The sequence below is a fragment of the Shinella sp. WSD5-1 genome (assembly GCF_963942435.1).
GTDB classification, from domain to species: domain Bacteria; phylum Pseudomonadota; class Alphaproteobacteria; order Rhizobiales; family Rhizobiaceae; genus Shinella; species Shinella yambaruensis.
On record NZ_OZ012596.1, the window covers coordinates 1814561 to 1838573 of the forward strand.

Consider the following 24013-nt stretch of genomic DNA (forward strand, 5'->3'; position numbering starts at 1 on the left):
CCGTTGCATAACTTTGTCTACAACGGAAATCCTGGCCGCGTGATTTTTGGCCAGGGCACGATCTCGCGCCTGAGGGAGGAAGCCGAAAGGCTCGGCATTCAGCGGTTGCTTGTGCTCGCAACACCCGAGCAGGCCGATCAAGCCGCCGCGATTGCGCAAAAACTCGGCGATCGAAGTGTCGGCCTCTTCTCGAAAGCTAAGATGCATACGCCTACCGAAGTCACTGCAGAGGCTATGGAAGTGGTCAAGGAAACTCGAGCAGACGGCCTCTTGGCGATAGGCGGCGGGTCCACGACCGGTCTCGGCAAAGCGATCGCTTTTCGGACAGACCTGCCACAGATAGTGGTTCCGACCACATATGCGGGTTCGGAAGCCACTCCGATCTTAGGCGAGACTGAAAACGGTCGGAAGGTGACGAAGTCGGCCCCGTCTATATTACCGGAAGTCATCATCTACGATGTTGATTTAACGATGACGCTTCCGTTCACCATGTCGGTGACCAGTGGAATGAATGCGATCGCACATGCCGTCGAGGCTCTTTACGCCCGCGAAACAAATCCCGTGACCTGCTTGATGGCCGAAGAGGGAATTTCCGCCATCGCGGGCGGGTTGCCAATGCTCCAGCAGGATGCGACGAGCGTTTCGGCGAGAAGCGATGTTCTCTACGGTGCCTGGCTGTGCGGTGTTTGCCTTGGCTCAGTCGGAATGGCGCTGCATCACAAGCTCTGCCACACGCTCGGTGGGATGTTTGATCTTCCCCATGCGCAGCTTCACACGGCGGTCTTGCCACATGTAGTGGCATACAATCGCGCCGCTACGCCCGACGCGATGGCGCGTGTGAATCGAGCGCTTGGCTCCACGGAACCGGCGCGGGGACTCTACGAGCTTTCCAGCCGCCTCGGTGCGACGATGGCGCTCAAGGATCTCGGCATGCGGGAAGATGGCATCGACGCGGCACTTGATCAGGCACTTTCCAATCCATATTGGAATCCTCGTCCACTTCATCGCCAACCACTCCGTGAATTGCTCACTCACGCCTTTCACGGAATTGCGCCGCTCTAATCGCAGCTTGGCCGCCGCATTATGGAGCTTTGCAGACCGAGCCTTCAATGTGGATGACGCACCTTGCTGAGACAACGGTTCAACACTCACAGCGGAATGGCTCGGCTCACGCCCCGGCAACGCTATTGTGGACTTACGTTATGGCTCCTGCCTTCTAAATCGAAGAGTTCGCCAGTCTTGGGCATGGTGTACATGATCACCGCCGCTCTGCTCGACAGCTCCGGGCCCAATCGAGCTGACATGATGGAACCAGAGGGAGAGGCCCCTTTTGGCTTTGACGCATATGTGGAACGGCCCGGTTGGCAAGGCTTTTGTTGTATCATTCTTCATTTCTCGCGCCGCAATGGTTTCAATAGCTCGGTTCGTTGTTGCCGGCGTTTTCATGGTATTAGAGGCTCAACTCGCAATCTCTTCCCGCACCCTTGCAACCTTCTGAGTAAAGTCGGCAAAGAACTGCGCCGCCAGTTTTTTCGCCGTGGAATCGATCAGCCGGCTGCCGAGCTGGGCGATCTTGCCGCCGACCTCGGCCTTGACGACATAGGTGAGCAGGGTCGCGTCCGGCCCGTCTTCGGCGAGCGCCACATCCGCGCCGCCCTTGGCGAAGCCGACCATGCCGCCCTTGCCTTCGCCGCTGATCGTGTAGGAATGTGGCGGGTCGAGGTTCAGGAGCTGGACCGTGCCCTGGAAGCGCGCCTTCACCGGCCCGACCTTCAGCGCGACGGTCGCCGTCATCTCCGTGTCGGAGGTCTTTTCCAGCGTCTCGCAGCCGGGAATGCACTGGCGCAGGATGTCCGGGTCGTTCAGCGCCTGCCAGACGGTTTGCACGGGGGCTTCGATCCGTTCGCTGCCGTTCATGTCCATAAGAAATGTCCTTTCAGGGTGTGGTGGTGTCGCCGCGCTGGTCGCGGCGGCGGATGATGAGGATTTCGGCGAGGATGGACAGGGCGATTTCCTCCGGCGTGATGGCGCCGAGATCGAGCCCCGCCGGTCCCTTGATCCGGTCGAGTCGCTCGGCCGGGATGCCCGCGCGGGACAGATCGGCCTTGAGCGAGGCCATCTTTCGACCGCTTCCGACGAAACCGTAATAATCGGCCTCAAGGGCGAGCGCCGCCTGGAGTGCGGCAAGGTCGCCGCTGCCCTGGGTGGCGACCAGCGCGAAAATCTTGCCGGCCGGCGGTTCGGCGATGGCAAATCCATCCACCACGACATCAGCCGTAGGCGGCGCGGCGCGGTCGGCGGCGGGTGCGGCGAGCGTAACGTGGAAGCCGAGCAGGGCGGCCTGTTCCACCACGGCCATCGCGACGGGGCTCGCCCCGAAGACGACGAGCGCGGGGCGTGGCAGCACCGGCTCGATGAAGATGTCCATCGTGCCCTTGCTGGGGCACATGTTGGCGGAGAACTGGATGCCCTCGCGCAATTCGCCGGCCGCAACGCCGTGTTCGGCCAGAAGCTCCTTCGGCTGCACCGAGATCAGCCGCGCCTTGCCGTCCATCAGCGCCTGGCGGGCGGCACGCAGCACCGCGCCGCGGGCGCAGCCGCCGCCGATCCAGCCGGCGACGATCGTACCGTCCGGGCGGATCACCGCCTTGGCGCCGGCCTTGGCCGCGGTCACCGAGACGGTGCGCACGACGGTCGCCAGCACGAAGGCCTCCTCGGCGGATTTGAGGCGGTTGGCGAGATCCATCACATCGACATGGGCGTTCATCGCGACCTCCCTCAGAGTTTCGCAAGATAGGGTTCGAGCGCCGCAAGGCTTTCGAGCGTATTGGCCGGCGCATGCAGGTCGACGAAGGGCAGGGCGGCGCGGATGCCGGCCGCCTCCGGCGCATAGCCGTCCCAGCCCATCATCGGGTTCAGCCAGGCAATACGCCGGCAGCGGCGGCGCAGCGCCGCCATCTCCCGAGCCAGCAGCGCGGCATCGCCCGTCTCGTAGCCGTCCGAGACGATCATCACGCAGGTGCGCGAATGGATGACGCGGGCGGCATGCCAGCGGTTGAAGGTGGCGAGGCATTCGCCGATGCGCGTGCCGCCGCCGGTGCCCTCCGCCATCATGGACAGCCGGTCGAGGGCGCGTTGCGCATCGCGCTCCTTCATGGCGTCGGAGACATGGGCGAGCCGGGTGTGGAAGAGGAAGGCCTCCGACTCGCGAAAGGCGTCGAGCACGCCATGCATGAAGCGCAGGAAGACGCCGGTATAGGGCGTCATCGAGCCGGAGGCGTCGAGCAGCATGACGAGGCGCAGCGGCTTTTCCTTGCGCCGGCGCCGGACGAGATCCAGCGGCACGCCGCCATGGCCGATATTGCCGTGGATCGTGCGGCGCAGGTCGATGCGGTAGCCGCGCCGGCGGGCGAGATCGCGGCGGGTGAGCCGCGTGCGCATCGCCCGGGCGAGATCGGCGGCGATGTCATGCGCCCGCGCCATATCCGCCGGATCGGAGAGTTTCCTGAGGTCGATGCCGGAAAGCGTCTCGACAGCGGAGGCGCCCTCCATCCGGCTTTCGCCGCCGCCCACGCCCTCTCCGCCATCGGCGGGGGCCTGATCCGAAACCGCGCCGCCCTTCGCCCCGCCGCCCTCCAGCGCTTTCAGGCCGGACCTGGCACTTCCTGAAACCGCCGAACGGCTGCGGACATGTTTTCCCAGCCAGAAAGCGTCGAAAATGCCGTCGAACCGTTCCCATTCGCTGCGGCGGGCGGAAAACAGATGTTTCAAGGCGGAGCGCAGCAGGCCGGACTTTTCCGCATAGCCGGCGGCTATCAGCGCCGCGGCATCCCGGCCCTCGCCGAGCCCGACCGAAAAACCGTTGTCGCGCAGCGTCCTCAGGAAGGCCGACAGTTTTTCTGCGACGAGGCGGCCGACCGCGCTCGATTCCTCCGGGGTCAACGGTGTGCCGCAACAGCTCATGCCACCCTCCCCAACAGGCGCTCGGTGACCTCGCGGCGGAAGCGCGCCTTGTCTTCGCGGGTCTTGAGCAGGCAGGCCAGCGTCTCGTGCACGGCTTCCGGATCGTCCTTCAGGTCGGCGATATCGAGGCCGACCAGCACCGCCGCCCAGTCCAGCGTTTCGGCGACGCCCGGCACCTTGCGCAGGTCCTCCTTGCGGATGTTCTCGACCATGCGGGCGATCTGCAGGGCGAGCGCCGCGCCGGCCCCATCGACGCGGGCGAGGATGATACGCGCCTCGCGCTCGACATCGGGATAGTCGATATGGTGATAGAGGCAGCGCCGCCGGAGCGCATCGGAAAGCTCGCGCGTGCCGTTCGAGGTCAGCACGACATGCGGGATCGTCACCGCGGTGATCGTGCCGAGTTCGGGAATGGAGACCTGGAAATCGGAGAGCAGTTCCAGGAGGAAGGCTTCGAATTCCTCGTCGGCCCGGTCGATCTCGTCGATCAGCAGCACCGGCGCCTTCTGCCGGCGGATCGCTGCGAGCAGCGGGCGTTCCATCAGGTATTTTTCGGAGAAGACCGCGTCTTCCAGCCCACCGGCCGCCTCGCCCTGCCGGGCCTGGATGGCCAGCAACTGGCGCTGGTAGTTCCACTCGTAGAGTGCGGCCGACTGGTCCAGCCCTTCATAGCATTGCAGCCGGATCAGTTCCGTCTCGTGCACCGATGCGATGGCATAGGCGACCGCCGTCTTGCCGACGCCGGCCTCACCTTCGAGCAGCAGGGGGCGGGAGAGCATCTGCATCAGCGAGAGGGCGACCGACAGGTCGCGGTCGGCGATGTAGCCGGCGCTCGCTAAACGCTCGCCGATTTCGGGGCGGGAGAGCGTGTTCATGTCGTGGCCCCATCCGTCGCATGGCGGGAGGGCCGCCCCTCATCCGCCTGCCGGCACCTTCTCCCCGCAAGCGGGGAGAAGGAGAACGATGCACCGTTTTCCCTAAACAAGATGAAGGAAGGCCAAGCCTCCTGCCCCTTGAGAAGGTCGCGGCAGCGGGATGAGGGGCGAAACCTGCGCATCGGGCCAATCCTACACCGCGCCGAGCGTCTTCGCCGCCTGCCAGTTGCGCCAGAAATCGTGCGGCATCTGGATATGCGTCGATCCTAGGAACGAAAAGGCGTCGTTGACGGCATTGGAGAAGGCTGGCACGCCGCCGACATTCGGGCTCTCCCCGACACCCTTGGCGCCGATCGGGTGATGCGGCGAGGGCGTGACGGTGAAATCGGTCTCCCAATGGGGCGTTTCCACCGCCGTCGGCAGGAAGAAATCCATGAAGGAGCCGGTCACCACATTGCCGTTCTCGTCGTAGCGGATCTCTTGGCCCATGGCGATGGCGAAGGCCTCCGTCAGCCCGCCATGCACCTGCCCCTCGATGATCATCGGGTTGATGCGCGTGCCGCAATCGTCGAGCGCATAGAAGCGGCGCACCTTGTAGACGCCGGTGTCGACGTCGATGTCCATGACGCAGAGATAGGCGCCGAAGGGATAGGTCATGTTCGGTGGATCGTAATAGCTCACCGCCTCAAGGCCCGGCTCCATGCCGGGTGGCGGCGCATTGTAGGCGATCCAGCAGATGTCCTTCATGCCGAGGAATTTTTCCGGCAGGCCCTTCACGCGAAAACCGTCGATATCCCATTCGAGGTCGTCCTCGTGCACCTCCAGCCGGTAGGCGGCGATCATCTGCGCCTTGGCCTTCACCTTGCGCGCCGCCATGGCGATCGCCGCGCCCGCGACGGGCGTGGAGCGCGAGCCGTAGGTGCCGAGCCCGTAGGGCGCTGTGTCGGTGTTGCCTTCCTCCACCATTATGTCGTCGGCCGGAATGCCGATCTCCGTGGCGATGATCTGCGCCCAGGTCGTCTCGTGGCCCTGGCCCTGGCTTTTCGTGCCCATGCGGGCGATGCCGGCGCCGGTCGGGTGGAGCCGGATCTCGCAACTGTCGAACATGGCGATGCCGAGGATGTCGCAGTTCTTCGACGGGCCGGCGCCGACGATCTCGGTGAAGAAGGAAATGCCGAGGCCCATGATCTCGCGGGTCTCGCCGCGCTGGAAGGCCGCGCGCTTTTCCGCCTGCTCGCGGCGCAGGCCGGCATAATCCACCACTTCCATCATCTTCTTCATGGCGGTGTGGTAGTCGCCGGAATCGTATTCCCAGCCGAGCGCCGAGTGATAGGGGAACTGCTCCTGGCGGATGAAATTCTTCAGCCGCAGTTCGGCCGGGTCCATGCCGAGCTTCTGGGCGAGGATATCCATCGCCCGCTCGATGCAATAAGCCGCCTCCGTCACCCGGAAGGAGCAGCGATAGGCGACGCCGCCCGGCGCCTTGTTGGTATAGACGCCGTCGACCGCGAGATGGGCGGTGGGGAAATCATAGGAGCCGGTGACGATGTTGAAGAAGCCGGCCGGCCATTTCGACGGGTCGGCACAGGCATCGAAGGCGCCGTGGTCGGCGAGCACATGGACGCGCAGGCCCGTGACCTTGCCCTCCTTCGTCGCGGCGATCTCGGTCGTCATGTGGTAGTCGCGGGCAAAGGAGGTGGCGCAAAGATTCTCGATGCGGTCCTCGACCCATTTCACCGGCCGCCCCGTGACGATCGAGGCGACGGCGGCGCAGATGTAACCCGGATAGGCGCCGACCTTGTTGCCGAAGCCGCCGCCGATATCCGGCGCGATCACATGGATCTTGTGCTCGGGAATCTTGGCGATCAGCGCGACGACGGTGCGGATGACGTGCGGCGCCTGGAAGGTGCCGTAGATCGTCAGTTCCCCCTTCACCTTGTCGAACGAACACAGGCACTGGCAGGTCTCCAGCGGCGAGGGATGGGTGCGGTGATAGGAGATCATCTCCTTGATCGTCACCTCCGCCTTGCGGAAGGCGGCATCCGTCAAATCCCGGTCGCCGACGGTCCATTCGAAGATGTGGTTGTGGTGTCTTCGCGGGCCGTGCGCGCCTTCCGTCTTGCCTTCCAGGTCCTCGCGCAACACCGGTGCATCGGGGTCCATGGCGTGGAAGGGATCGACGAGGACAGGCAGGGCCTCGTACTCCACCTCGACCGCATTGATGCCGTCATCGGCCGCATAACGGTCGGTTGCGACGACGAAGGCCACTTCCTGGTTCTGGAACAGCACCTTGCCGTCCGCCAGCACCATCTGGACGTCGCCGGCCAGCGTCGGCATCCAGGCGAGGTTGACGCCCTTCAGGTCCTCCGCCGTCAGCACGGCGAGCACGCCCGGCACCTTCAGCGCCTTCTCCTTGTCGATCGATTTGATGCGGGCATGGGGATGCGGCGAGCGGACGAAATCGCCGTGCAGCATGCCGGGCAGCTTCACGTCGTCGACATAGTTGCCCTTGCCCTGGGTGAACCGGATATCCTCGACGCGCTTGCGCTTGCAGCCCATGCCTTCGAGCTTGGCCTCGCGCTCGGCGCGCGTGATGGTCATGTCGTTCATTCCGCAGCCTCCCTGAACTCCGTGCCGTTGATCTTGGCGGCAGCGTATTGGATCGCCTTGACGATGTTCTGGTAGCCGGTGCAGCGACAGAGATTGCCGGCGATGCCGAAGCGGATCTCCTCTTCGCTCGGGTTGGGATTTTCCTTCAGCAGGCGGTGGGCGCGCAAGATCATGCCGGGCGTACAGAAGCCGCATTGCAGCCCGTGCATCTGGCGGAAACCCTCCTGGAGGGCCGACAGCGTGCCGTCCGGATTGGCGATGCCCTCGATGGTGGTGACCTCGCAGCCTTCGGCCTGCACGGCGAAGACGGTGCAGCTTTTCACCGACATGCCGTCGAGGTCGACGGTGCAGGCGCCGCAATGGGTGGTCTCGCAGCCGATATGGGTGCCGGTCAGGCCGAGATTTTCGCGGATGAAATGCACGAGCAGCGTGCGCGGCTCGACAAGGCCCTCGACCTCGCTGCCGTTCACCCGCATCGTCACATGGGTCTTTGCCATCGTTTCCTCCCTAGAGTTTTTACGCATTTCCGGACGGAAAACCGCTTCACACTTTTCCTGGAAATGCTTTAGGCGGCTCTGGCCGCAGCGCGCTTCAGCGCCCGCATGACCATGATGCCGCCGACATGCGTGCGGTATTCGGCCGGGCCGCGCCCGTCGGCGGCCGGCTGCATGACGGCGCGGGCAAGGTCGGCGGCCTTGGCCAGCGTCGCCTCGTCGAGCGTGGTGCCGATCACGCAGGCGGCGGCATCCTCGGCGAGAAGCGGCGTCTCGGAGAGGTTGGTGAGGCCGATGCGACAGGTCGCCACCTTGCCGGCGGAGAGCGTCAGCACCACCGCGGCGGCAGCCGTCGCATAGTCGCCGATCTTCCGCTTCAGCTTCTCGTAGGCGTAGCCGTGGCCGGTGGGCGGGACCGGGATGGTGATTTCGGTCAGGAGTTCGCCGGGTTCGAGCGCGGTGAAATAGGCGCCCTGGTAGAAATCGACGGCATCGACGTCGCGTGCGCCGTCCGGCCCTTCCAGCCGGTAGCGCGCGCCGAGCGCCATCATCAGCCCCGGCATGTCATTGCCCGGATCGCCATTGGCGACATTGCCGCCGAGCGTGCCGCGATAGCGCACCTGCGGATCGGCGATCTGCAGCGAGGTCTCCTTCACGATCGGCACGAGCGCCGCGATCTCCGGCGAGGCCACCAGCTCATGCTGGGTGGTCATGGCGCCGATGACGAGCGTGTCGCCCTCGCGCCGGATGCCCTTCAGCGCGCCGATGCCGTGCAGGTCGACGAGATGCTCGGGCGTGGCGAGGCGCAGCTTCATCATGGGAACGAGGCTATGGCCGCCGGCAAGCGGACGCGCTTCATCCCCGAGGCTGGAGAGCAGTTTCACCGCATCGGCAACCGATTGCGGCCGATGGAACTGGAACGGGCCGGGTATCATGGGTCTCCTCCGCTATATACGGAGGATCAGCATTTTCCTCGGGCGACGGACAGGCAAGGAGAAGGCCGGCTTTCCGGCACCAGTGCCGGATTTCTGCACGAAAGGCGGCTTTGCCCGCACGAATTGCGTCAGGCACTTTGACCTATGGCATCGTTCCGGTGCGGGCCGTCACGCCGGCTGAGGCCCAGCCGCGCCTTCAGTTCGGAGATCTTCGTCCGGCTCACCGGAACGAGGTGCGGGACGGTGCCGCCAAGCTCGACGACCGCGCCATCTCCCTCCTTGCGCATCAGCACGATATGCGGCACGGCGACGATATGGCTGCGGTGGACGCGCAGGAACGTCTGGGGACAGAGCTGCGATTCCATTTCCGAGATCGACCAGGCGCACATGCGCTCGCGTTGCCCGTCATGGACGAGCGTGTAGTGTGCATCGGCGCGGACGCTGCGGATATCGGCCGTCTCGATGAACCGGATGCCGTCCGCGCCGTCGACGGGAACCTTGGTGACCAATGGCCGGGCCGGCTGGCCGAGACCGGCCAGCGGAGCCGCCCTGTTCGCCCGGATGGCGGAAACGGACGGATCGGGCCGCTCGGCCTCGGCCTTGAGATGTGCTTCCGGCACGAGGAGAAGCAGGAAGCCGCCGGCGACCAGGAAACAGAGCAGCGCCACGACCAGCGAGAGGACCTGCTGCGAGGCGACGAGCCCGTCCATGGCCATGGCATGCCCGCCAGCGGGGCCGGGCTCGAAATGCATGCCGTACATGGCCGTATAGTGCATGCCGGAAACGGCGATGCCGAAGGCGACGGCGCTGAGCGCCAGCCGCAGGCCGCCATGGCGCGCGATATAGATGCGCAGGCCCCCATAGGCCGCGCCGATGGCGATCAGCAGCGACAGCGCCACCATCGGATAATCGTGGCGGATGGTGAAAGGCCCCGCGAGCCCATGGATGCCGACATAATGCATGGAGGCGATGCCGAAGCCGAGAAGCAGCGCCGCCCAGAGCACGCGCATGCGCGAGGGACCGCCGATGCTGACGAAATAGAGCGAAATGCCGACGACAAGGGCGCAGATGAGGAAGGAGACGAGCGTCGGCAGCACGAGATAGGCCGCGTCCTGCGGCAGGGGGGCGGCCATCATGCCGATGAAATGCATCGTCCAGATGCCGACCGCCAGGAAGCCGGCCGCTCCGGAAAGAAGCAGCCGCCGGCCGGTATAAACCGAATTGCCGATCCGCGCCGCGAGGGCGAAACCGGTATAACCTCCCAGTATCGCGACCAGCACCGAAAGTGCGACGAGATACGGATCGTGTTCCTCGAACATCGTCGTTCCCACCGTACCCGTTCCTCCCCGGGCCGGCTTTCTCCTCATGCAGACGAGGGTACATCCCTCGTCCAGAGATTGGCAAGCGACCCGCCGGAAATGCCGGCGGGCTCGCGGTTCCTGGTCTTTCCAGCTAAAAGGATTGTCTGCCGCAAAAAGGGGCGCGCCCCGAAATCCTGCGCGACTTGAAACAGAACGGACCTCGTAACGGGGGACAAGTGGGTGATGGCCGAGCGCTTCAATATGGCATCGAACCGAACGAGTTTTCCGACTTGGTCGTTTTCCTGACAATTCTCAGGCACCGCAGTTTCCGGAAGGCTGCCGATCAGCTTGACGTCTCTGTATCGGCGCCCAGTCATCGCATGAAGGCGCTGGAGGCGCGTCTCGGTGTCCGCCTGCTCAACCGCACGAGCCGCAGCGTATCTCCGACCGCTGCAGGTGCCGCCCTTGCGGAAAAGGTGGCCGCCGGCCTCGATCTCATCAGCAGCGGTCTTGAAGACCTGCAGGGTCGGTTCAGCGGCTCGCGCCCTCATCGGCGCGCGCAATGTCGCGCAGTTAGACGATTCCCTCGATGCCATGAAGAACCTCTCCTTCTCCGCCGAGGAGCTGAAGGATATCGACCGCTATGCCATGGAAGGTGGTATCGATCTCTGGCGCGGCCTCGACAGCCACGCCTGACGCCTCGCAATGCCGCGGCTCGGCGCTGCTGCCCGGCCGCGGTCCCCGCATCCGATTTCTGGAGGATTACCGATGGAATACCGTCTGCTTGGCCGTTCAGGCCTCAAAGTCTCAACAATCACCATGGGCACGATGACCTTCGGCGGCAAGGGCTGGGCGAGGACCGTCGGCGACCTCGGCGTTGCGGAAGCGCGCAGGCTGGTCGACCTTTGCCTCGACGCCGGCGTCAACCTCATCGATACCGCCGACGTCTACTCGCAGGGCGCTTCCGAGGAGATCCTCGGCGAGATCATCGGCGGGCCGCGCAAGGACGGCGTGCTGGTCGCCACCAAGGCCCGCTTTCCGATGGGCGAGGGCCCGAACGACGAGGGCTCTTCCCGCCACCATCTCATCCGGGCCTGCGAGGCCAGCCTCAAACGGATGAAGACCGACGTCATCGACCTCTACCAACTGCACGAATGGGACGGGCAGACGCCGCTAGAGGAGACGCTGGAAGCCCTCGATACGCTCGTGCGCCAGGGCAAAGTTCGTTACATCGGTTGCTCCAATTTCTCCGGCTGGCACATCATGAAAGCGCTCGGCGTCAGCGAGAGGGAACGCTACCAGCGCTTCGTCAGCCAGCAGATCCACTACACGCTGGAAACGCGCGACGCGGAAAACGAGCTGCTGCCGATCAGCCTCGACCAGGGACTTGGCGTCCTGGTCTGGAGCCCGATCGCCGGAGGGTTGCTCTCGGGCAAGCACTGCCGCAACCAGGCCGCGCCCGAAGGCACACGCCAGTTCGCCGGCTGGACCGAACCGCCGATCCGTGACGAGGACCGCCTCTGGAACATCGTCGATGCCCTCGTGGACATCGGGGAGGGGCGCGGCGTCTCGGCGGCCCAGGTCGCCCTTAGCTGGCTGATCGGCCGAAAGGGCGTGACCTCGGTGATCATCGGCGGGCGCACGGAAGCCCAGTTCAAGGACAATCTCGCTGCCGCCGGGCTGAAGCTCAGCCCCGAGGAGCGCAAGCGGCTCGACGATGTCAGCCGGCCCTGGCTACAATATCCCTACTGGCACCAGAGGAACACCGCGAGCGACCGCCTCGGCGATGCGGACCTCAGCCTCATCGAACCGTACCTGAAGGACGCCTGACAGGCGCGCCGGGGAGGCGACGGCTCGGACAGGTGCCTTCGCCGAAGCCGTATGAGTGTCCTCCCTCCGATGTAACGGGCATCGAACGAGATCGCCGCCACATAGGGCGGCGATCCGCAGGCGATGAGAGATTGACATCAATGGGGTGTCAGATCGAAACCGAACCACTTTTCCGACAGGCGCTTGATGGTGCCGTCGGCGATCGCCGCACCGATCGCCTCGTCGAATCTGGCCTTGAGGCCGGTGTCCTCCTTGCGCAGGCCCACGGAGCTGCCGGCGCCGAGCATGCCGCCCTGGAATCGCGGGCCGGCGATGACCATGTCGGAATTGGCCGGCTTCTCGACCGCGGTCACCAGGTAGCCCATCGAGGCCATCGTGAGATCGACACGTCCGGCGACGAGGTCGAGGTCATGCTGCTCGGTGGTCTTGTATTCGCGCACTTCGACCGCGTCCTTCAGGTACTCATTAATGAAGCGGGCGGCGATGGACGCGGTCTGCACGCCGATGACCTTGCCTTCGAGCAGCGGTTTCAGCTCCTCTGCGGCCTTGCGTGCGCCGGCTTCGTTGGTCGCCAGCGAGAAGAGTTCGCCCGTCATCGGCAAATTCGTGAGCGGGCTTCCCTTCAGCGTGGCGAACGACTGGCCAGTGCTGCCATAGGAGATGGAGAAGTCGATGACCTCCTTGCGCTTGTCGGTGGCGGACATGCCGGCCATGATCGCGTCGAACTTGCCGGCGGTGAGCGCTGGGATCATGCCGTCGAAGGCCTGGGCGATGAAGGTGCATTCGATCTTCATGCGGACGCACAGGTCGTTGCCGAGCTCGACGTCGTAGCCGTCGAGCGTGCCGTCGGGACGGGTGAGGTTGTAGGGCGGGAAGGCGCCCTCGGTGGCGATGGTGATCTTGTCCCCGGCCGATGCGGATGGCGCAAAGGCGGCGGCGACGGCCAGCGTCGCGGCCAGGGCGATCGTATGTTTCTGCATTGAGTTCCCCTTTTCGTTTCCGTGCAGTGATCGGTTATTTGCTGATGAACTGTCGGAAGCGCTCGGACCGGGCGTTGCCGAAGACCTCCGCCGGCGGTCCCTGCTCCTCGATCTCGCCCTTGTGCAGGAATACGACGCGGCTCGAGACGTCCCGGGCAAAGCCCATCTCGTGGGTGACGACCAGCATGGTCCGCCCCTCTTCGGCGAGCGCCCGCATGACGCGCAGCACCTCGCCGACCAGTTCCGGGTCGAGCGCCGAGGTCGGCTCGTCGAACAGCATGACCTTCGGCCGCATGGCGAGCGCGCGGGCAATGGCGGCCCGCTGCTGCTGGCCGCCGGACAGATGCGACGGATAGGCGTTCCGCTTCTCGGCGATGCCGACCTTCTCCAGGAGCGCCTCCGCCTCTTCGATGCATTCCGCACGCGGTCGCTTCTGCACATGGATCGGCGCTTCGATCAGATTTTCGAGGACCGTCTTGTGGGTCCACAGATTGAAGCTCTGGAACACCATCCCAAGGCCGGTGCGGATCCGGTCGACCTGCCGCTGATCGGCGGGCCGGCTCCTGCCGTGCGGCGCCGGAACGAGGCGGATCGTCTCGCCGGCCACCGTGACGGTTCCGGCATCGGGCGTCTCCAGCATGTTGATGCAGCGAAGCAGCGTGGATTTGCCGGAGCCGGACGATCCGAGGATCGAGATCACCTCGCCCTGGTGCGCTTCGAGGGAGATGCCCTTCAACACCTTGACGGGGCCGAAGCTCTTGTGCAGGTCCTTCACGACCACCACGGGTTCGGACGAGGTTTCGGACGAGGTTTCGGACATGGTCATGGGCTGTCTCCAGTCACCCGCGGGCGGGTTGGCAGGGGCTGGCGCAGGTGGCCGCTCAGCCGGTACTCAAGGAATGCGACGCAGCGCGTCAGGACAAAGTTGATGGCGAGATAGATGGCGCCGGCGACGAGGAAGACCTCGATCGCCCGATAGGTCTCGGAAATGATCCTGGCCGCGACGCCCGTGATCTCCATGATCGTGATGATCGAGGCGAGCGATGTGGCCTTCACCATGGAGATCATCTCGTTGCCGTAGCCGGGCAGCGCCTGGCGGATGGCGAGCGGCAGCACGATGCGCCGGAAAGCGAGGAACCGCGACATGCCGCAGGCCCGCGCCGCCTCGATCTGCCCCTGCGGAACCGAGAGCAGCCCACCGCGGATGATCTCGCCCGAATAGGCGGCCGTGTTCATCATCAGCGCGATGACGGCGCACCAGTAGGGTTCCCGCAGGATCGGCCAGACGGCGCTGTGGCGCACTTCGGGGAACTGGCTGAGGCCGTAGTAGATCAGGAAGATCTGCACCAGGAGCGGCGAACCGCGGAAGACGTAGATGTAGAAGCGCGCCGGCCAGTCGAGGATGCGCAGGCCGGACGTGCGGCAAAGCGCGAGCAGCAAGGCCAGAACGGCGCCGAGACCCACTGCCGTCACAGCCAGCCGGAGCGTCGTCGGCACGGCCGCGATGAGCTCCAGGAAGGTCTCCCACATGAAGACGAGGTTCATGACGCCCTCCCGGTTCCGCGGCGGCTGTGCTTCTCGGCCAGTTGCAGTGCGAGGCCCGAGACCGTGGAGATCGCGAGATAGAGGGCGGCGGCGACGACATAGAAATCGAACGGCCTTCCGGTCGAGCCGGCGCCGATCTGCGACTGGCGGAGCAGTTCCACCACGCCGGTGATGGAGACGAGGGCCGACTCCTTCAAAACGACCTGCCATACATTGCCGAGGCCGGGCAGGGCGTGGCGCAGCGTGAGCGGGGCAACGATACGGCGGAACCGCAGCATCCGCGACATGCCGCAAGCGACCGCCGCCTCGATCTCGCCGGGATGGACCGCGCGAAAGGCGCCGCGAAACACCTCGGTGTGCTGCGCCCCCGACGTGACGCCGACGGCAAGGGCGCCGGCGAGAAATCCGGGGAAGCTGATGAAGCCCTCGTTGCCGAACAGCCGACCGGCTGCCGAGATGACGGCCGATCCTCCGAAATAGAAGAGGTAGATGACGAGCAGGTCCGGAATGCCGCGCAGGACGGTGGTGTAGGTGCCGGCGGCGGCGCGGGCCACCGGCCCGCCGGAGATCTTCGCCCAGGCGCCGAAAATGCCGATGACGGCCCCGATCGCAAAGCCGCATACGGCGATCAGCACGGTCATGACGGCGCCGGCGGCCAGCGCGGCGCCCCAGCCGTCCGGCCCGAAGCCGAAGGTTTCGAAAAAGCCAGGTGAATTCATGCGCGATCCTTCCGCACGCTGTCAGTGATCAATGAGGGACCGCCCCGCGATGACGGGGCGGCGACCTCTCTACTGGTCAAAGGACGGCGTCAGGTCGAGCTTGCTCCATTTTTCCGAAAGGCTCCTGATGACCCCTTCGGCCGCCGCCTCCTTGATGGCGGTATCGAACTTTTCCTTGAGCTCCGTCTCGCCCTTGCGCAGACCCATGGCCACTTCCGTTGCCAGCATGGCGCCCTTCAGCAGCGGGCCGGTCATGGCGAGCTCCTCGTTTCCGGGCTTGGCGAGCATCGAGGTGCCGTAGACGCCGCTGTCGAAGCCTGCGTCGATGCGGCCCGCCTTGAGGTCGAGGTCGCGCTCGGCGGAGTTCTTGTAGGTGCGAACCGTCACGGTGTCGCCGAAATAGGCGTTGATCAACTGTTCCTGGCTTGTCGACTGGACGACGCCGATGGACTTGCCCTTCAGCGCGGTTCCGATTTCGGCCATCACCGGATCGGCCGTCGCCTTGTCATTGAGGTTCAGCCGCTCGCCCGCCATGGGCAGCGCGGCGACAGGGCCATCCTTGAGGACGATGAAGGTGGCGACGCCGGAGGCATAGGGTACGGTGAAGTCTACCACTTCCTTGCGCTTGGCATTGATGCCCAGCGTCATGATCAGGTCGAACTTGCCGGCGTTGAGACTCGGGATCATCGCACTCCATTCGCCGGTGATGAGCTCGCATTCCACCTTGGCCCGGGCGCAGAGATCATCGATGACCTCGACGTCGAGACCCGTGAGAGCGCCCTTGGAGTCGAGCGCGTTCCATGGCGGGAAGGCACCTTCGATGCCCACCTTGACATGGGTCCAGTCCTTCGCGCCAGCCGGTGCGACGGCTGCGGACAGGGCCATTGCGGTCACGGCCGCAAGAATTCCCAGTTTGGTCATTTCGAATTCCCCTTTCTTCGAACCGGCCTTTTGTCCGGTCCTGTTGAATCGCGCTGGCGGCTAGAGTGCCGCCAGCGCGGCTTTGGCTTCCCGCAATGCGTATGCGGCAAGATTCCTGCATTGCCGCGCATGCACGGCATGAAAGAGCGCGTCCTCGCCCGCCTCAGCGGCCGCCAGCGCGCGTAGCCCGTCGAGGGACGGCCAGGGCGGATGGGGCAGGGCGCTGTCGTGAACGAAGCGATTGCCTTGCGTGTAGTTGAGCGGCACCAGCAGCCGGGAGACCCGCATCAGCGCCCGATTGATCGCGTGCGCTTCTGCGCCGGTCGCCGAGGCCGCTTGCACCCTGACCGCCTCGGCCAGCTCGCCGAGCCGCTGCGCCTCGGCGATCAGCGGCGTGATATCGAGCCGGCCGGCGAGATCGGTGCCGATGCGTTCGAGTTCGCGCTGCAGCGAGGCCGCGGTGGCGCCGTAGTCGAGCGGCAGCACCTCGTCCGCCAGCAGCCTGTCCAATACGCGCAGCACGATGCGCGTGTCGCGGACGAGATTGGCGGGATCGATATGCTCGGCGGTGTCTTGCGGCGTGTGCCACCACCAGCCGAGCGCCGTCGGCATCCTGATGGGCCCGGGCGGCTGATGGCTGAGGCTGCCGAACATCGAGGGCAGGCCCACGCCCCAGAAGGACTGGTCGGCCGCGCGGCCGTGGCGCCGCCCGGCATGCACCTGCCCGGTCTCCGCCAGCACGGCCTCGGCGGCAAGCGCCTTCAGTTCGTCGATGACGGCGGAATTGGTAAGGACATCGGCACCTTCGCCGCCCGTGGAATCGACGTTGACATGCGCCACGCAGCGCCGGTCGAGTTCCTCCCAATATTCGTCCGCATACCAGGCCGACCCCGAATAGCGCCCATGGGAATGGCCGGACCAGAAGCAGAGGCGCAGGCCCCGGCGCCAGCGGTCGCGGCTTTCGGCCAGCAGCCGCGCGGCCTCCAGCATGGTGGCGTTGGCCCCGCCATTGTCCATGACGCCGAAGTGCCAGGTATCGTGATGGCCGGAGAACAGGACGAAGGGCCGTTCGGCATCGGTCGTATCGACGGCGTCGAGCTCCGCGACGAGGATCGGCGTCTTGCGCCAGCCCGTGTCGACGCTCGCCCACATCGTGGCGCTGACGGTCTCCCCGGATTTGCAGCGCTGCCGCAGAGCCGCGCCGGCTTCCGCGGCGATGGTGCAGATCACGGCGGCCGGCAGTTGATCGCGGGTGAGCTGCGAGGGACTGCCCCAGACCGGCGAGACGCACATCTCGTAGAGCAGTTCGTTCGGGCTGACATGGATGAGCCCCGCGGCGCCGTGGTCGCGCGCCTGCGCTGCGACCTCTTCGGTCGCAATGCCGTCGACCAGGACGATCCGTTCCCGCGCGTCGAGGCGGGCGAAATCCGCCGGGCCGCCGTCGCCGCCATAGACGACCTCGGCCGTCAGGCCGCCGGCAGGGCTGGAGGCGGACATGGAATGAGTGATGCAGCGGATATCACCGCCGTCGACCTTCAGCCGGGCCTCGCCGGGCAGGCTGATATAGGCATCGTGCTCGATGATCCGTGTCGCATAGCCATAGGAGGCCATCTGCCGCTGCAGATAAGCGAAGCTCTCGCGCTCCTGCGGCGTGCCGGAGAGTTTCACACGCCTGGCGAATTCTCCGATATGGGCCATCAGCCGGTCACGGTCCGGCTCGAAGGAACGCTCAGGCATCGGCCTTCTCCGGCAGCGGCGGATTGACGTCGTCAGGGATCGGATTGACGAAAGGCGTGCCTTCCAGCCGGGCAGCATGGTCGGCCCTGGCGGCGGCGATCTCCTGCGGATCGGCAAAGAGGTCGACCGCCGTGCCGGCCATAACCTTGGCCGCGTGGATCATGCCTTTGTGCGCGGCCGGCAACTTGCCCTGGGCGACGAGTTGCCAGGAGTGGCCCGGCGTTCCCACGGCATAGGTTGCACCACGCATCTGCACCGTCGGCACCACCCAGCTGACTGTGCCGACATCGGTCGAGCCGACCAGCGCTCCGTCGCCGCTTTCCGGCGGAAAGATCACGTCGCAAAGGGGAACGCCCTTGCGCACCTTGAGGCCGAAACGCCCGAACGAAGCGGCGATATCGGCATCGCTGAACGTGCGCTGGAATTGGGCCGCGCGATCGCGGTCGGCATCGTCGAACTCCGGAGGTCCAAGGCGTTCGAGGTTGCGGTGCATCAGTTGCTCCAGCGGCGTGTTGCCGACCAGATTGGCATCGCCGCTTATCACCGCGTCGCTGACGGACGTTCCCGTCATCAGGGCCGCCCCCCGGGCGACGTTCTTCACCCGTTCGACGAGTTCGAGCAGTTCCGGCAGTGTCCGCGCCCGGACGAGATACCGCACGGACGCCCGGGCCTGCACGACATTCGGCGCATGGCCGCCGGTATCGGTGATGGCATAGTGGATGCGCGCGGTGGACGGCATGTGTTCGCGCAGATAATTCACGCCGACATTCATGAGTTCGACGGCATCGAGCGCGCTGCGCCCCAGATGAGGGGAGGCCGACGCATGCGAGGCGCGTCCAATGAAGCGGAACACGATTTCGTTGCAGGCAAGCGACAGGGGATTGTTGACGCCGGCGAAAGCGGCGGGATGCCAGGAAATGGCGATGTCGACATCGTCGAAGACGCCGGCGCGGACCATGAAACCCTTGGAGGAACCGCCTTCTTCGGCCGGGCAGCCGTAGTAGCGTACGCGGCCCGGCAGGCCGTTCTTCTTCAGGTGGTCCTTGACGGCCGCGGCCGCCAGCATGGAGCCGGACCCGAGCAGATTGTGCCCGCAGCCGTGGCCGTTTCCACCGTCCACCATCGGCCGTTCTTCCGCGACGCCCGCTTCCTGGCTGAGGCCGGGCAGAGCGTCGAATTCGCCGAGGATGGCGATGACCGGGCCGCCCTCGCCGGCCTCGCCCATGAGGGCGGTGGGCATGCCCGCAATGCCGCGCTCGACGCGGAAGCCTTCCGCCGCCAGCATCGCCGCCTGCTCGGCGCTCGAGCGATACTCCTCGTAGTTTGTTTCAGGCGTGTCCCAGATGCGGTCGCTGAGGGCCGCAAAGGCCGGACCCTTCTCATCGACCAGCGCCCAAACCGCATCCGCATTCTTCATCGATCCGCCTCGATTTCAATGTTATCCAAAATTGGCACCAATTTATGCGCCGATTTTGGATTTACGCAAGGGCCGCCGCCGATTATATTTTTCGCACGAAGCACCTTGCGGCTCGACGCTATGGGGAGATTGGGGCGGATGAAGACGGTGAAGCCGAAGGAAAGCGAGGCGGCGCAGACCGTCGACGTGACGGACCTCATCCTCAACGATATCCAGACGGGCGTTCTGGCGCCGGGATCTTGGCTGAAGCAGATCGATCTTGAACGCCGCTATGGCTGTGGCCGGCCGGACGTTCGGCGTGCCCTGGACCGCCTGACGCAAAAGCGGATCGTCGAGCACGTTCCGAACCGCGGCTACCACGTGTTCGAGCCGGATGGGGATCGTGCACGCCAGGTCAGCGAGATTCGTATCTTGCTGGAAACAGGCGTTGCGGACAGAATCATCGACAATGCCACGGCGGGCGCGATCGCCGAACTGCGCCGTCTTGCCGACCAGTTCGATGCGGTCATCCTGGATGGAACGACGATCGACCTCTATGAGGCCAACCTGGCGTTTCACCACGCCTTGCTCTCGCTCTGCGGCAACGACGAACTGGTAAGCCTCGTAACGGAGATCCGCCAGCGCACGTCGTCAGCGCCGGTCTCACAATGGATCACGCGCGCGCGCATTCAGCAATCGAGCCTGGAGCACTACGAGATGGTCGATGCCATCAACATGAAGGACGTCGAGAAACTGAAATCAGTGATTGTCCGGCACATCCGTCAATAGTTGGTTCCAAAAATCATTATCCCACCCGTTCGAAATAGCGGCTTTGACTGTTCAGATCACTTCAAGAGTATGCGCTCGATATGCTACAGACACCTGCAAGATTCCCTCAAGGCTGCCGTGGGGCTCATGCCTGCTGAATAGCAAGCCTGGGGTGGAATTCGATCATTTCAATTGGGCTGGAACGATTGCTGCTCATTGTTGTCAATGGGCCTCCTCTCCTCCGCAAAGCAAGGTGAGTAGGCCGGATGAGATTCATATCCGGACAGCGCAGGTGGACACTAATTTGTAGAGGCTGGGCGTCATCAAAGTCCGCTTTTATGGTCTGACCTGTAGCATCGGTGCATCGAGAACCGGCTGGATCTCCTCCTCCAGCCGCCGTGCCTCGGTGCGAAGCATCTCGACGAGACTTTCGCGGCGGGGCGGGGCGAGTCTCTGCGTTATGGCGGTGAGGTGGATGGCGCCGGCCGGCTGTCCGTCTGAGCGCCTCAAGGCCACCGCGATGGCAGCCATGCCGGTGATGTCGGCCATTTCCTTGTAGATGTGCGTGTCGTTGTAGCTGTATCCGTGCTCTCGGGTCGTGGCGATCATCGATCGGATCTGGTCGTCGCTGAATGCAAAGCGCGATCTTTCCATCTTCTGTTGCGCCAGAACCCGTTCGATTTCGGCGTCCGTCATGGCAGCCAGCATCGCCAGGCTGCCCGCCCCGACACCAAGCGGTCGCCGGTCGCCGATGTTGAGGGTCAGGACCCGGATCGGGAAGGCGCCCTCCCGCGCATCGAGGCAGACCGCATGGTCGCCGGACCTGCCGATGAGGTAGATCGTATCCTGTGTCTTGCGGACGAGCCGGGCCAAGGATGGTTCGGAAAGCTTGGCGACCGCAAAGCGGTTGCGCGCCGCCGAGGCGAAGCTGAGCAGCTTGATGCCCACGAAGTAGCGAGCCGTCTCCGGATCGAAATCGACGAGGCCATGGTCGCACAGGCCGTTGACCAGGCGATGCGCGGTCGTCTTCCCGAGCGCCGTGGCCTCGACCAGATCGGCAAGGCGCAGCCCCTGCGTGGATGCGCGCGATAGCGCGTCCAGTATGACCATCAGGCGCTCCGCGCTGCGCGGACTGTCGCTCGCCGGCTGCTCTGGCAGATCGTCCTGCTTCTTCACCTTGCCGTCCTTCCGTTTCGAACGCACCGAACGACCGTTCTCAAAAAACAAGCATTTTGGAACGGTCTTGATCTTCGAATTTTCATACCGTCTCGGCAATTCCGCCGCAAGCCGCCTGATCAACGGATATTTTCATGCGAATGCCGCTTGACGATGTTCCATTTTTTATGTTTTAAACAATAAAAATCGGAACGGCTAGGAGCTAAGCAAGATGCCAGAGCCCATCGCTTACGTGAATGGAGAGTTCCGTCCGGAGTCTGAGGCCTCCATATCGATCCTCGATCATGCGGTTCTCTACGGAGACGGCGTGTTCGATACGGTCTTCGGCTGGAAGGGCCGCATCTTCAGACTTGACGAGCACATCGAGCGCACGTTCCAGTCGATGGCGGCGATCGCCCTGGATCCGCCATTCTCCCGGTCAGAACTGAAGGCGCTCGTGCTGGAGGCAGCCCGGCGCAACGGCTTCGAGAATGCCTACATCAAGTGGATCGTCACGCGCGGCGTGAACGGACGGCCGTTGATGGACCCGCAGGGTTGCGTCGCGAACCTGATCATCATCGTGCAGCCCTATCTGGAGCGCGTTTCGGCGGAACGGGCCGCCCGCGGCGTTGCTCTGAAGACGGTCGCATGGCGGCGGCCGTCGGGCCAGGTGCTCGCGCCCCAGGTGAAGAGCCTCAACTACCTCAATCTCGTCATGGCCAAGATGGAGGCGAAGGCGGCGGGTGCCGACGAAGCGCTGCTGCTGACGCTGGACGGCCATCTGTGCGAGGCGACCGGCTGCAACATCTTTCTCGTGAAGGACCGGCGGCTGCTGACACCCGACCGCGACATTCTGTTCGGAATCACGCGGGCGGCCGTCATCGAGCTGGCGCCCAGCCTGGGCTTTACCGTGGAGGAGGGCGCCTTCGGGCTTTATGACGCCTATACGGCCGACGAGATTTTCGTCTGCAGCACGGCTGGCGGGCTGCTGCCCGTCTGCCGCATCGACGGACGCACTGTGGGCGGCGGTGCGCCCGGTCCGGCCTTCGCGTGCCTGTCGGCTGCCTATGGAGCTCTCATCAATGCACCGGAGGTCGGTCCGGCCTACCTGACGGTCGAGACTGCCGCATGAATCGCGACTGACAACAAAGCAAAGGGGAAAACCATGACACGCAGTGCATTTTCAGCAGCCGTGGCATTCTGCATGCTAGCGGCTCCCGCCGTCGCGCAGGAGCCCAAGCGGGACCTCGTCGTGGCGACGTCCCAGGCCGACGCCGGCAAGCTTGATCCGCATCTGGCCTCGGCAGGCGCGGACAAGGGGGTCCTGAACTGGGTATTCAATGCGCTGGTGCGCATCAGGCCGGGTGAGACGAGCCCTGAATTCATCGAACCGGACCTTGCGGAAAGCTGGACGTCGAGCGCCGACGGAACGGAATGGACGTTCACGCTGCGGCAGGGCGTGGAGTGCCATGGCGGCTACGGCGAATTCACCGCGGAGGACGCCGTCTACTCCATCAGGCGGGCAGCAAACAAGGAGACCTCCGCCTTCTCCGGCGACTTTGCCGCGCTCGACAAGGTCGAGGCGCCTGATCCGTACACGGTGAAGGTCACGCTCAAAACCCCCATCCCGAGCCTGCTCGGCCTGCTGTCGAACTATCATGGCGGGCTGATGGTCTGCGGCAAGGCGGCCGAAAAGCTCGGCGCAGACTTCTCCACGCATCCGATCGGCACCGGCCCGTTCGAGTTCGTCGAGTATCTGCCGCAGCAATACATCAAGCTGAAGGCGAACGTGGCGTATTTCCGCGGCACGCCTCAACTCGATACCGTCACCTACCGCTACATACCGTCCGACGCGACGCGCGACCTGGCTTTCCAGTCCGGGGAGGTCGACATGATCTTCGGACGGCAGAACAACCAGTGGGTGGAGCGGACGCAAGCGGTCCCCGGCGCGGTGGTCGTCGGGATGGAACCGGCGGAACTGAATTCGCTCTATCTCAACAAGACGGTAAAGCCGCTCGACGATATCCGCGTTCGCCAGGCGATCGCGCACGCCATCGATCGCAAGCTGATGGTTGCCTTCACCGGCGACAAGGTGGCGCGCGAGGCGATTTCCGTCGTGCCGGACGGCAATCTCGGCGTCGTGGATGCCGGACTGTTTCCTTACGACCCCGAAAAGGCGAAGGCGCTGCTTGCCGAGGCGGGCTATCCCGACGGCATAACCCTCAAGACGATCCAGTCGAGTCTTCCGGTCCTGCTCAAGATCATGGAGACGCTGCAGGCAGACCTGAAGAAATCCAACATCACCCTGGACATGCAGGTCGTCGATCACCCGACCTACATGGCCGACATCCGCAAGGACCTGTCCCAGGTCACGCTCTACCAGGCCGCACGCTTTCCCGTGGCCGACGTCTACCTGACGCAGTTCTTCCATTCCCGCTCGACGGTCAATACGCCCGGCGGCGTGGTCAATTTCTCGCACTGCGACGCCGCCGATGCCGAGATCGACGCGGCAAAGCGGGAACTTGACCCCGTCAAGCAAAAGCAATTGTGGAAGACCGCGCAGGAGAAGATTGTCGCGGATGTTTGCGCGGTTCCCTTCTCCGAGCAACTGGTCGTCTGGGCCTGGAACGGCGCGCTCGATCTCGGCTACGACCTGCAGGGCTCCCTCAACCTCGTGCCGCAACTGACCGAACAGACGCACTTTACCAAGTGACTGCGATAATCTGAGGTCCATCCTTCCGTGCCGGGGGTGCGGAAGGCCATGCCTGCAAGGCGGAAATTCAT

At 64.6% G+C, this 24013-nt stretch carries 21 protein-coding genes and 1 pseudogene; 6 read left to right on the plus strand and 16 right to left on the minus strand.

Annotated elements, in window-relative coordinates:
- The first annotated feature begins 3 nt into the window (after nt 1–3).
- Nucleotides 4–1062 (plus strand): maleylacetate reductase, encoded by a 1059-nt coding sequence (locus AABQ55_RS08795; protein WP_272804741.1) that lies wholly within the window; start codon nt 4–6, stop codon nt 1060–1062.
- 396 nt (nt 1063–1458) lie between these two features.
- On the opposite strand, the gene AABQ55_RS08800 is transcribed toward AABQ55_RS08795, so the two are convergent.
- From AABQ55_RS08800 to AABQ55_RS08835, 8 genes are all read right to left on the minus strand, one after another.
- Nucleotides 1459–1923 (minus strand): SRPBCC family protein, encoded by a 465-nt coding sequence (locus tag AABQ55_RS08800; RefSeq protein ID WP_272804742.1) that lies wholly within the window; start codon nt 1921–1923, stop codon nt 1459–1461.
- A 13-nt stretch (nt 1924–1936) separates the two neighbouring features.
- Nucleotides 1937–2767 carry an XdhC family protein gene (locus AABQ55_RS08805; protein WP_272804743.1) on the minus strand — a complete coding sequence of 277 codons (831 nt, stop codon included), beginning with the start codon at nt 2765–2767 and terminating at the stop codon, nt 1937–1939.
- Nucleotides 2768–2778: 11 nt separating this feature from the next.
- Nucleotides 2779–3963 (minus strand): vWA domain-containing protein, encoded by a 1185-nt coding sequence (locus AABQ55_RS08810; RefSeq protein ID WP_272804744.1) that lies wholly within the window; start codon nt 3961–3963, stop codon nt 2779–2781.
- Nucleotides 3960–4838, minus strand: a complete 879-nt coding sequence (locus AABQ55_RS08815; protein WP_272804745.1) for an AAA family ATPase — start codon at nt 4836–4838, stop codon at nt 3960–3962. Before AABQ55_RS08815 ends, AABQ55_RS08810 begins: the two co-directional genes overlap by 4 nt.
- A 192-nt stretch (nt 4839–5030) precedes the next feature.
- Entirely contained in the window at nt 5031–7448 is a 2418-nt protein-coding gene (locus tag AABQ55_RS08820; protein ID WP_272804746.1) for an aerobic carbon-monoxide dehydrogenase large subunit, read from the minus strand.
- Complete coding sequence (locus AABQ55_RS08825; protein ID WP_272804747.1) at nt 7445–7945, minus strand: (2Fe-2S)-binding protein; 501 nt, start codon at nt 7943–7945, stop codon at nt 7445–7447. Before AABQ55_RS08825 ends, AABQ55_RS08820 begins: the two co-directional genes overlap by 4 nt.
- Nucleotides 7946–8013: 68 nt before the next feature.
- The gene (locus AABQ55_RS08830; RefSeq protein WP_272804748.1) at nt 8014–8877 is read right to left on the minus strand and encodes an FAD binding domain-containing protein; all 864 of its coding nucleotides are present in this window, start codon (nt 8875–8877) and stop codon (nt 8014–8016) included.
- A gap of 128 nt (nt 8878–9005) precedes the next feature.
- Nucleotides 9006–10196, minus strand: a complete 1191-nt coding sequence (locus AABQ55_RS08835) for an MHYT domain-containing protein (RefSeq protein ID WP_272807417.1) — start codon at nt 10194–10196, stop codon at nt 9006–9008.
- Nucleotides 10197–10414: 218 nt separating this feature from the next.
- Here AABQ55_RS08835 and AABQ55_RS37745 point away from each other — a divergent pair.
- Together AABQ55_RS37745 and AABQ55_RS08845 are read left to right on the plus strand one after the other, a co-directional pair.
- Nucleotides 10415–10576 (plus strand): annotated as a pseudogene (locus AABQ55_RS37745) (helix-turn-helix domain-containing protein); the annotation flags it as partial.
- Between the two features lie 370 nt (nt 10577–10946).
- The gene (locus AABQ55_RS08845) at nt 10947–12008 is read left to right on the plus strand and encodes an aldo/keto reductase (protein WP_272804749.1); all 1062 of its coding nucleotides are present in this window, start codon (nt 10947–10949) and stop codon (nt 12006–12008) included.
- A gap of 137 nt (nt 12009–12145) precedes the next feature.
- Here AABQ55_RS08845 and AABQ55_RS08850 read toward each other — a convergent pair whose 3' ends face one another.
- From AABQ55_RS08850 to AABQ55_RS08880, 7 genes are all read right to left on the minus strand, one after another.
- Nucleotides 12146–12988: a transporter substrate-binding domain-containing protein gene (locus tag AABQ55_RS08850; protein ID WP_272804750.1), complete on the minus strand. Its 843-nt coding sequence runs from the start codon at nt 12986–12988 to the stop codon at nt 12146–12148.
- A gap of 34 nt (nt 12989–13022) precedes the next feature.
- Complete coding sequence (locus AABQ55_RS08855; protein WP_432347149.1) at nt 13023–13814, minus strand: ABC transporter ATP-binding protein; 792 nt, start codon at nt 13812–13814, stop codon at nt 13023–13025.
- On the minus strand, nt 13811–14533 hold the full coding sequence (locus AABQ55_RS08860) for an ABC transporter permease (protein ID WP_272804751.1): 723 nt from the start codon (nt 14531–14533) through the stop codon (nt 13811–13813). Before AABQ55_RS08860 ends, AABQ55_RS08855 begins: the two co-directional genes overlap by 4 nt.
- A complete protein-coding gene (locus tag AABQ55_RS08865; RefSeq protein ID WP_272804752.1) occupies nt 14530–15252 on the minus strand; it encodes an ABC transporter permease in 723 nt (240 codons plus the stop codon). Before AABQ55_RS08865 ends, AABQ55_RS08860 begins: the two co-directional genes overlap by 4 nt.
- 69 nt (nt 15253–15321) lie before the next feature.
- A complete protein-coding gene (locus AABQ55_RS08870; RefSeq protein WP_272804753.1) occupies nt 15322–16173 on the minus strand; it encodes a transporter substrate-binding domain-containing protein in 852 nt (283 codons plus the stop codon).
- A gap of 60 nt (nt 16174–16233) precedes the next feature.
- Nucleotides 16234–17910, minus strand: a complete 1677-nt coding sequence (locus tag AABQ55_RS08875; protein WP_272804754.1) for a M28 family peptidase — start codon at nt 17908–17910, stop codon at nt 16234–16236.
- Nucleotides 17903–19327 carry a M20 family metallopeptidase gene (locus tag AABQ55_RS08880; RefSeq protein ID WP_272804755.1) on the minus strand — a complete coding sequence of 475 codons (1425 nt, stop codon included), beginning with the start codon at nt 19325–19327 and terminating at the stop codon, nt 17903–17905. The genes AABQ55_RS08875 and AABQ55_RS08880 overlap by 8 nt, the downstream gene beginning before the upstream one ends.
- 138 nt (nt 19328–19465) lie before the next feature.
- On the opposite strand from AABQ55_RS08880, the gene AABQ55_RS08885 reads away from it, so the two are divergent.
- A complete protein-coding gene (locus tag AABQ55_RS08885) occupies nt 19466–20095 on the plus strand; it encodes a GntR family transcriptional regulator (protein WP_244767656.1) in 630 nt (209 codons plus the stop codon).
- 315 nt (nt 20096–20410) lie between these two features.
- On the opposite strand, the gene AABQ55_RS08890 is transcribed toward AABQ55_RS08885, so the two are convergent.
- Entirely contained in the window at nt 20411–21250 is an 840-nt protein-coding gene (locus AABQ55_RS08890) for an IclR family transcriptional regulator (protein WP_272804756.1), read from the minus strand.
- A gap of 211 nt (nt 21251–21461) precedes the next feature.
- Here AABQ55_RS08890 and AABQ55_RS08895 point away from each other — a divergent pair, with 211 nt between their 5' ends.
- Nucleotides 21462–22361, plus strand: a complete 900-nt coding sequence (locus AABQ55_RS08895; protein WP_272804757.1) for an aminotransferase class IV — start codon at nt 21462–21464, stop codon at nt 22359–22361.
- Nucleotides 22362–22394: 33 nt separating this feature from the next.
- Entirely contained in the window at nt 22395–23942 is a 1548-nt protein-coding gene (locus tag AABQ55_RS08900) for an ABC transporter substrate-binding protein (protein ID WP_272804758.1), read from the plus strand.
- Nucleotides 23943–24013 lie beyond the last annotated feature (71 nt).

What these genes read in the sequence shown, in the direction of transcription:
- AABQ55_RS08800 (WP_272804742.1), bottom strand. Translation starts at nt 1,923, where the DNA reads ATGGACATGAACGGCAGCGAACGGATCGAAGCCCCCGTGCAAACCGTC.
- AABQ55_RS08805 (WP_272804743.1), bottom strand. Translation starts at nt 2,767, where the DNA reads ATGAACGCCCATGTCGATGTGATGGATCTCGCCAACCGCCTCAAATCC.
- AABQ55_RS08810 (WP_272804744.1), bottom strand. Translation starts at nt 3,963, where the DNA reads ATGAGCTGTTGCGGCACACCGTTGACCCCGGAGGAATCGAGCGCGGTC.
- AABQ55_RS08815 (WP_272804745.1), bottom strand. Translation starts at nt 4,838, where the DNA reads ATGAACACGCTCTCCCGCCCCGAAATCGGCGAGCGTTTAGCGAGCGCC.
- AABQ55_RS08820 (WP_272804746.1), bottom strand. Translation starts at nt 7,448, where the DNA reads ATGAACGACATGACCATCACGCGCGCCGAGCGCGAGGCCAAGCTCGAA.
- AABQ55_RS08825 (WP_272804747.1), bottom strand. Translation starts at nt 7,945, where the DNA reads ATGGCAAAGACCCATGTGACGATGCGGGTGAACGGCAGCGAGGTCGAG.
- AABQ55_RS08830 (WP_272804748.1), bottom strand. Translation starts at nt 8,877, where the DNA reads ATGATACCCGGCCCGTTCCAGTTCCATCGGCCGCAATCGGTTGCCGAT.
- AABQ55_RS08835 (WP_272807417.1), bottom strand. Translation starts at nt 10,196, where the DNA reads ATGTTCGAGGAACACGATCCGTATCTCGTCGCACTTTCGGTGCTGGTC.
- AABQ55_RS08845 (WP_272804749.1), top strand. Translation starts at nt 10,947, where the DNA reads ATGGAATACCGTCTGCTTGGCCGTTCAGGCCTCAAAGTCTCAACAATC.
- AABQ55_RS08850 (WP_272804750.1), bottom strand. Translation starts at nt 12,988, where the DNA reads ATGCAGAAACATACGATCGCCCTGGCCGCGACGCTGGCCGTCGCCGCC.
- AABQ55_RS08855 (WP_432347149.1), bottom strand. Translation starts at nt 13,814, where the DNA reads ATGACCATGTCCGAAACCTCGTCCGAAACCTCGTCCGAACCCGTGGTG.
- AABQ55_RS08860 (WP_272804751.1), bottom strand. Translation starts at nt 14,533, where the DNA reads ATGAACCTCGTCTTCATGTGGGAGACCTTCCTGGAGCTCATCGCGGCC.
- AABQ55_RS08865 (WP_272804752.1), bottom strand. Translation starts at nt 15,252, where the DNA reads ATGAATTCACCTGGCTTTTTCGAAACCTTCGGCTTCGGGCCGGACGGC.
- AABQ55_RS08870 (WP_272804753.1), bottom strand. Translation starts at nt 16,173, where the DNA reads ATGACCAAACTGGGAATTCTTGCGGCCGTGACCGCAATGGCCCTGTCC.
- AABQ55_RS08875 (WP_272804754.1), bottom strand. Translation starts at nt 17,910, where the DNA reads ATGCCTGAGCGTTCCTTCGAGCCGGACCGTGACCGGCTGATGGCCCAT.
- AABQ55_RS08880 (WP_272804755.1), bottom strand. Translation starts at nt 19,327, where the DNA reads ATGAAGAATGCGGATGCGGTTTGGGCGCTGGTCGATGAGAAGGGTCCG.
- AABQ55_RS08885 (WP_244767656.1), top strand. Translation starts at nt 19,466, where the DNA reads ATGAAGACGGTGAAGCCGAAGGAAAGCGAGGCGGCGCAGACCGTCGAC.
- AABQ55_RS08895 (WP_272804757.1), top strand. Translation starts at nt 21,462, where the DNA reads ATGCCAGAGCCCATCGCTTACGTGAATGGAGAGTTCCGTCCGGAGTCT.
- AABQ55_RS08900 (WP_272804758.1), top strand. Translation starts at nt 22,395, where the DNA reads ATGACACGCAGTGCATTTTCAGCAGCCGTGGCATTCTGCATGCTAGCG.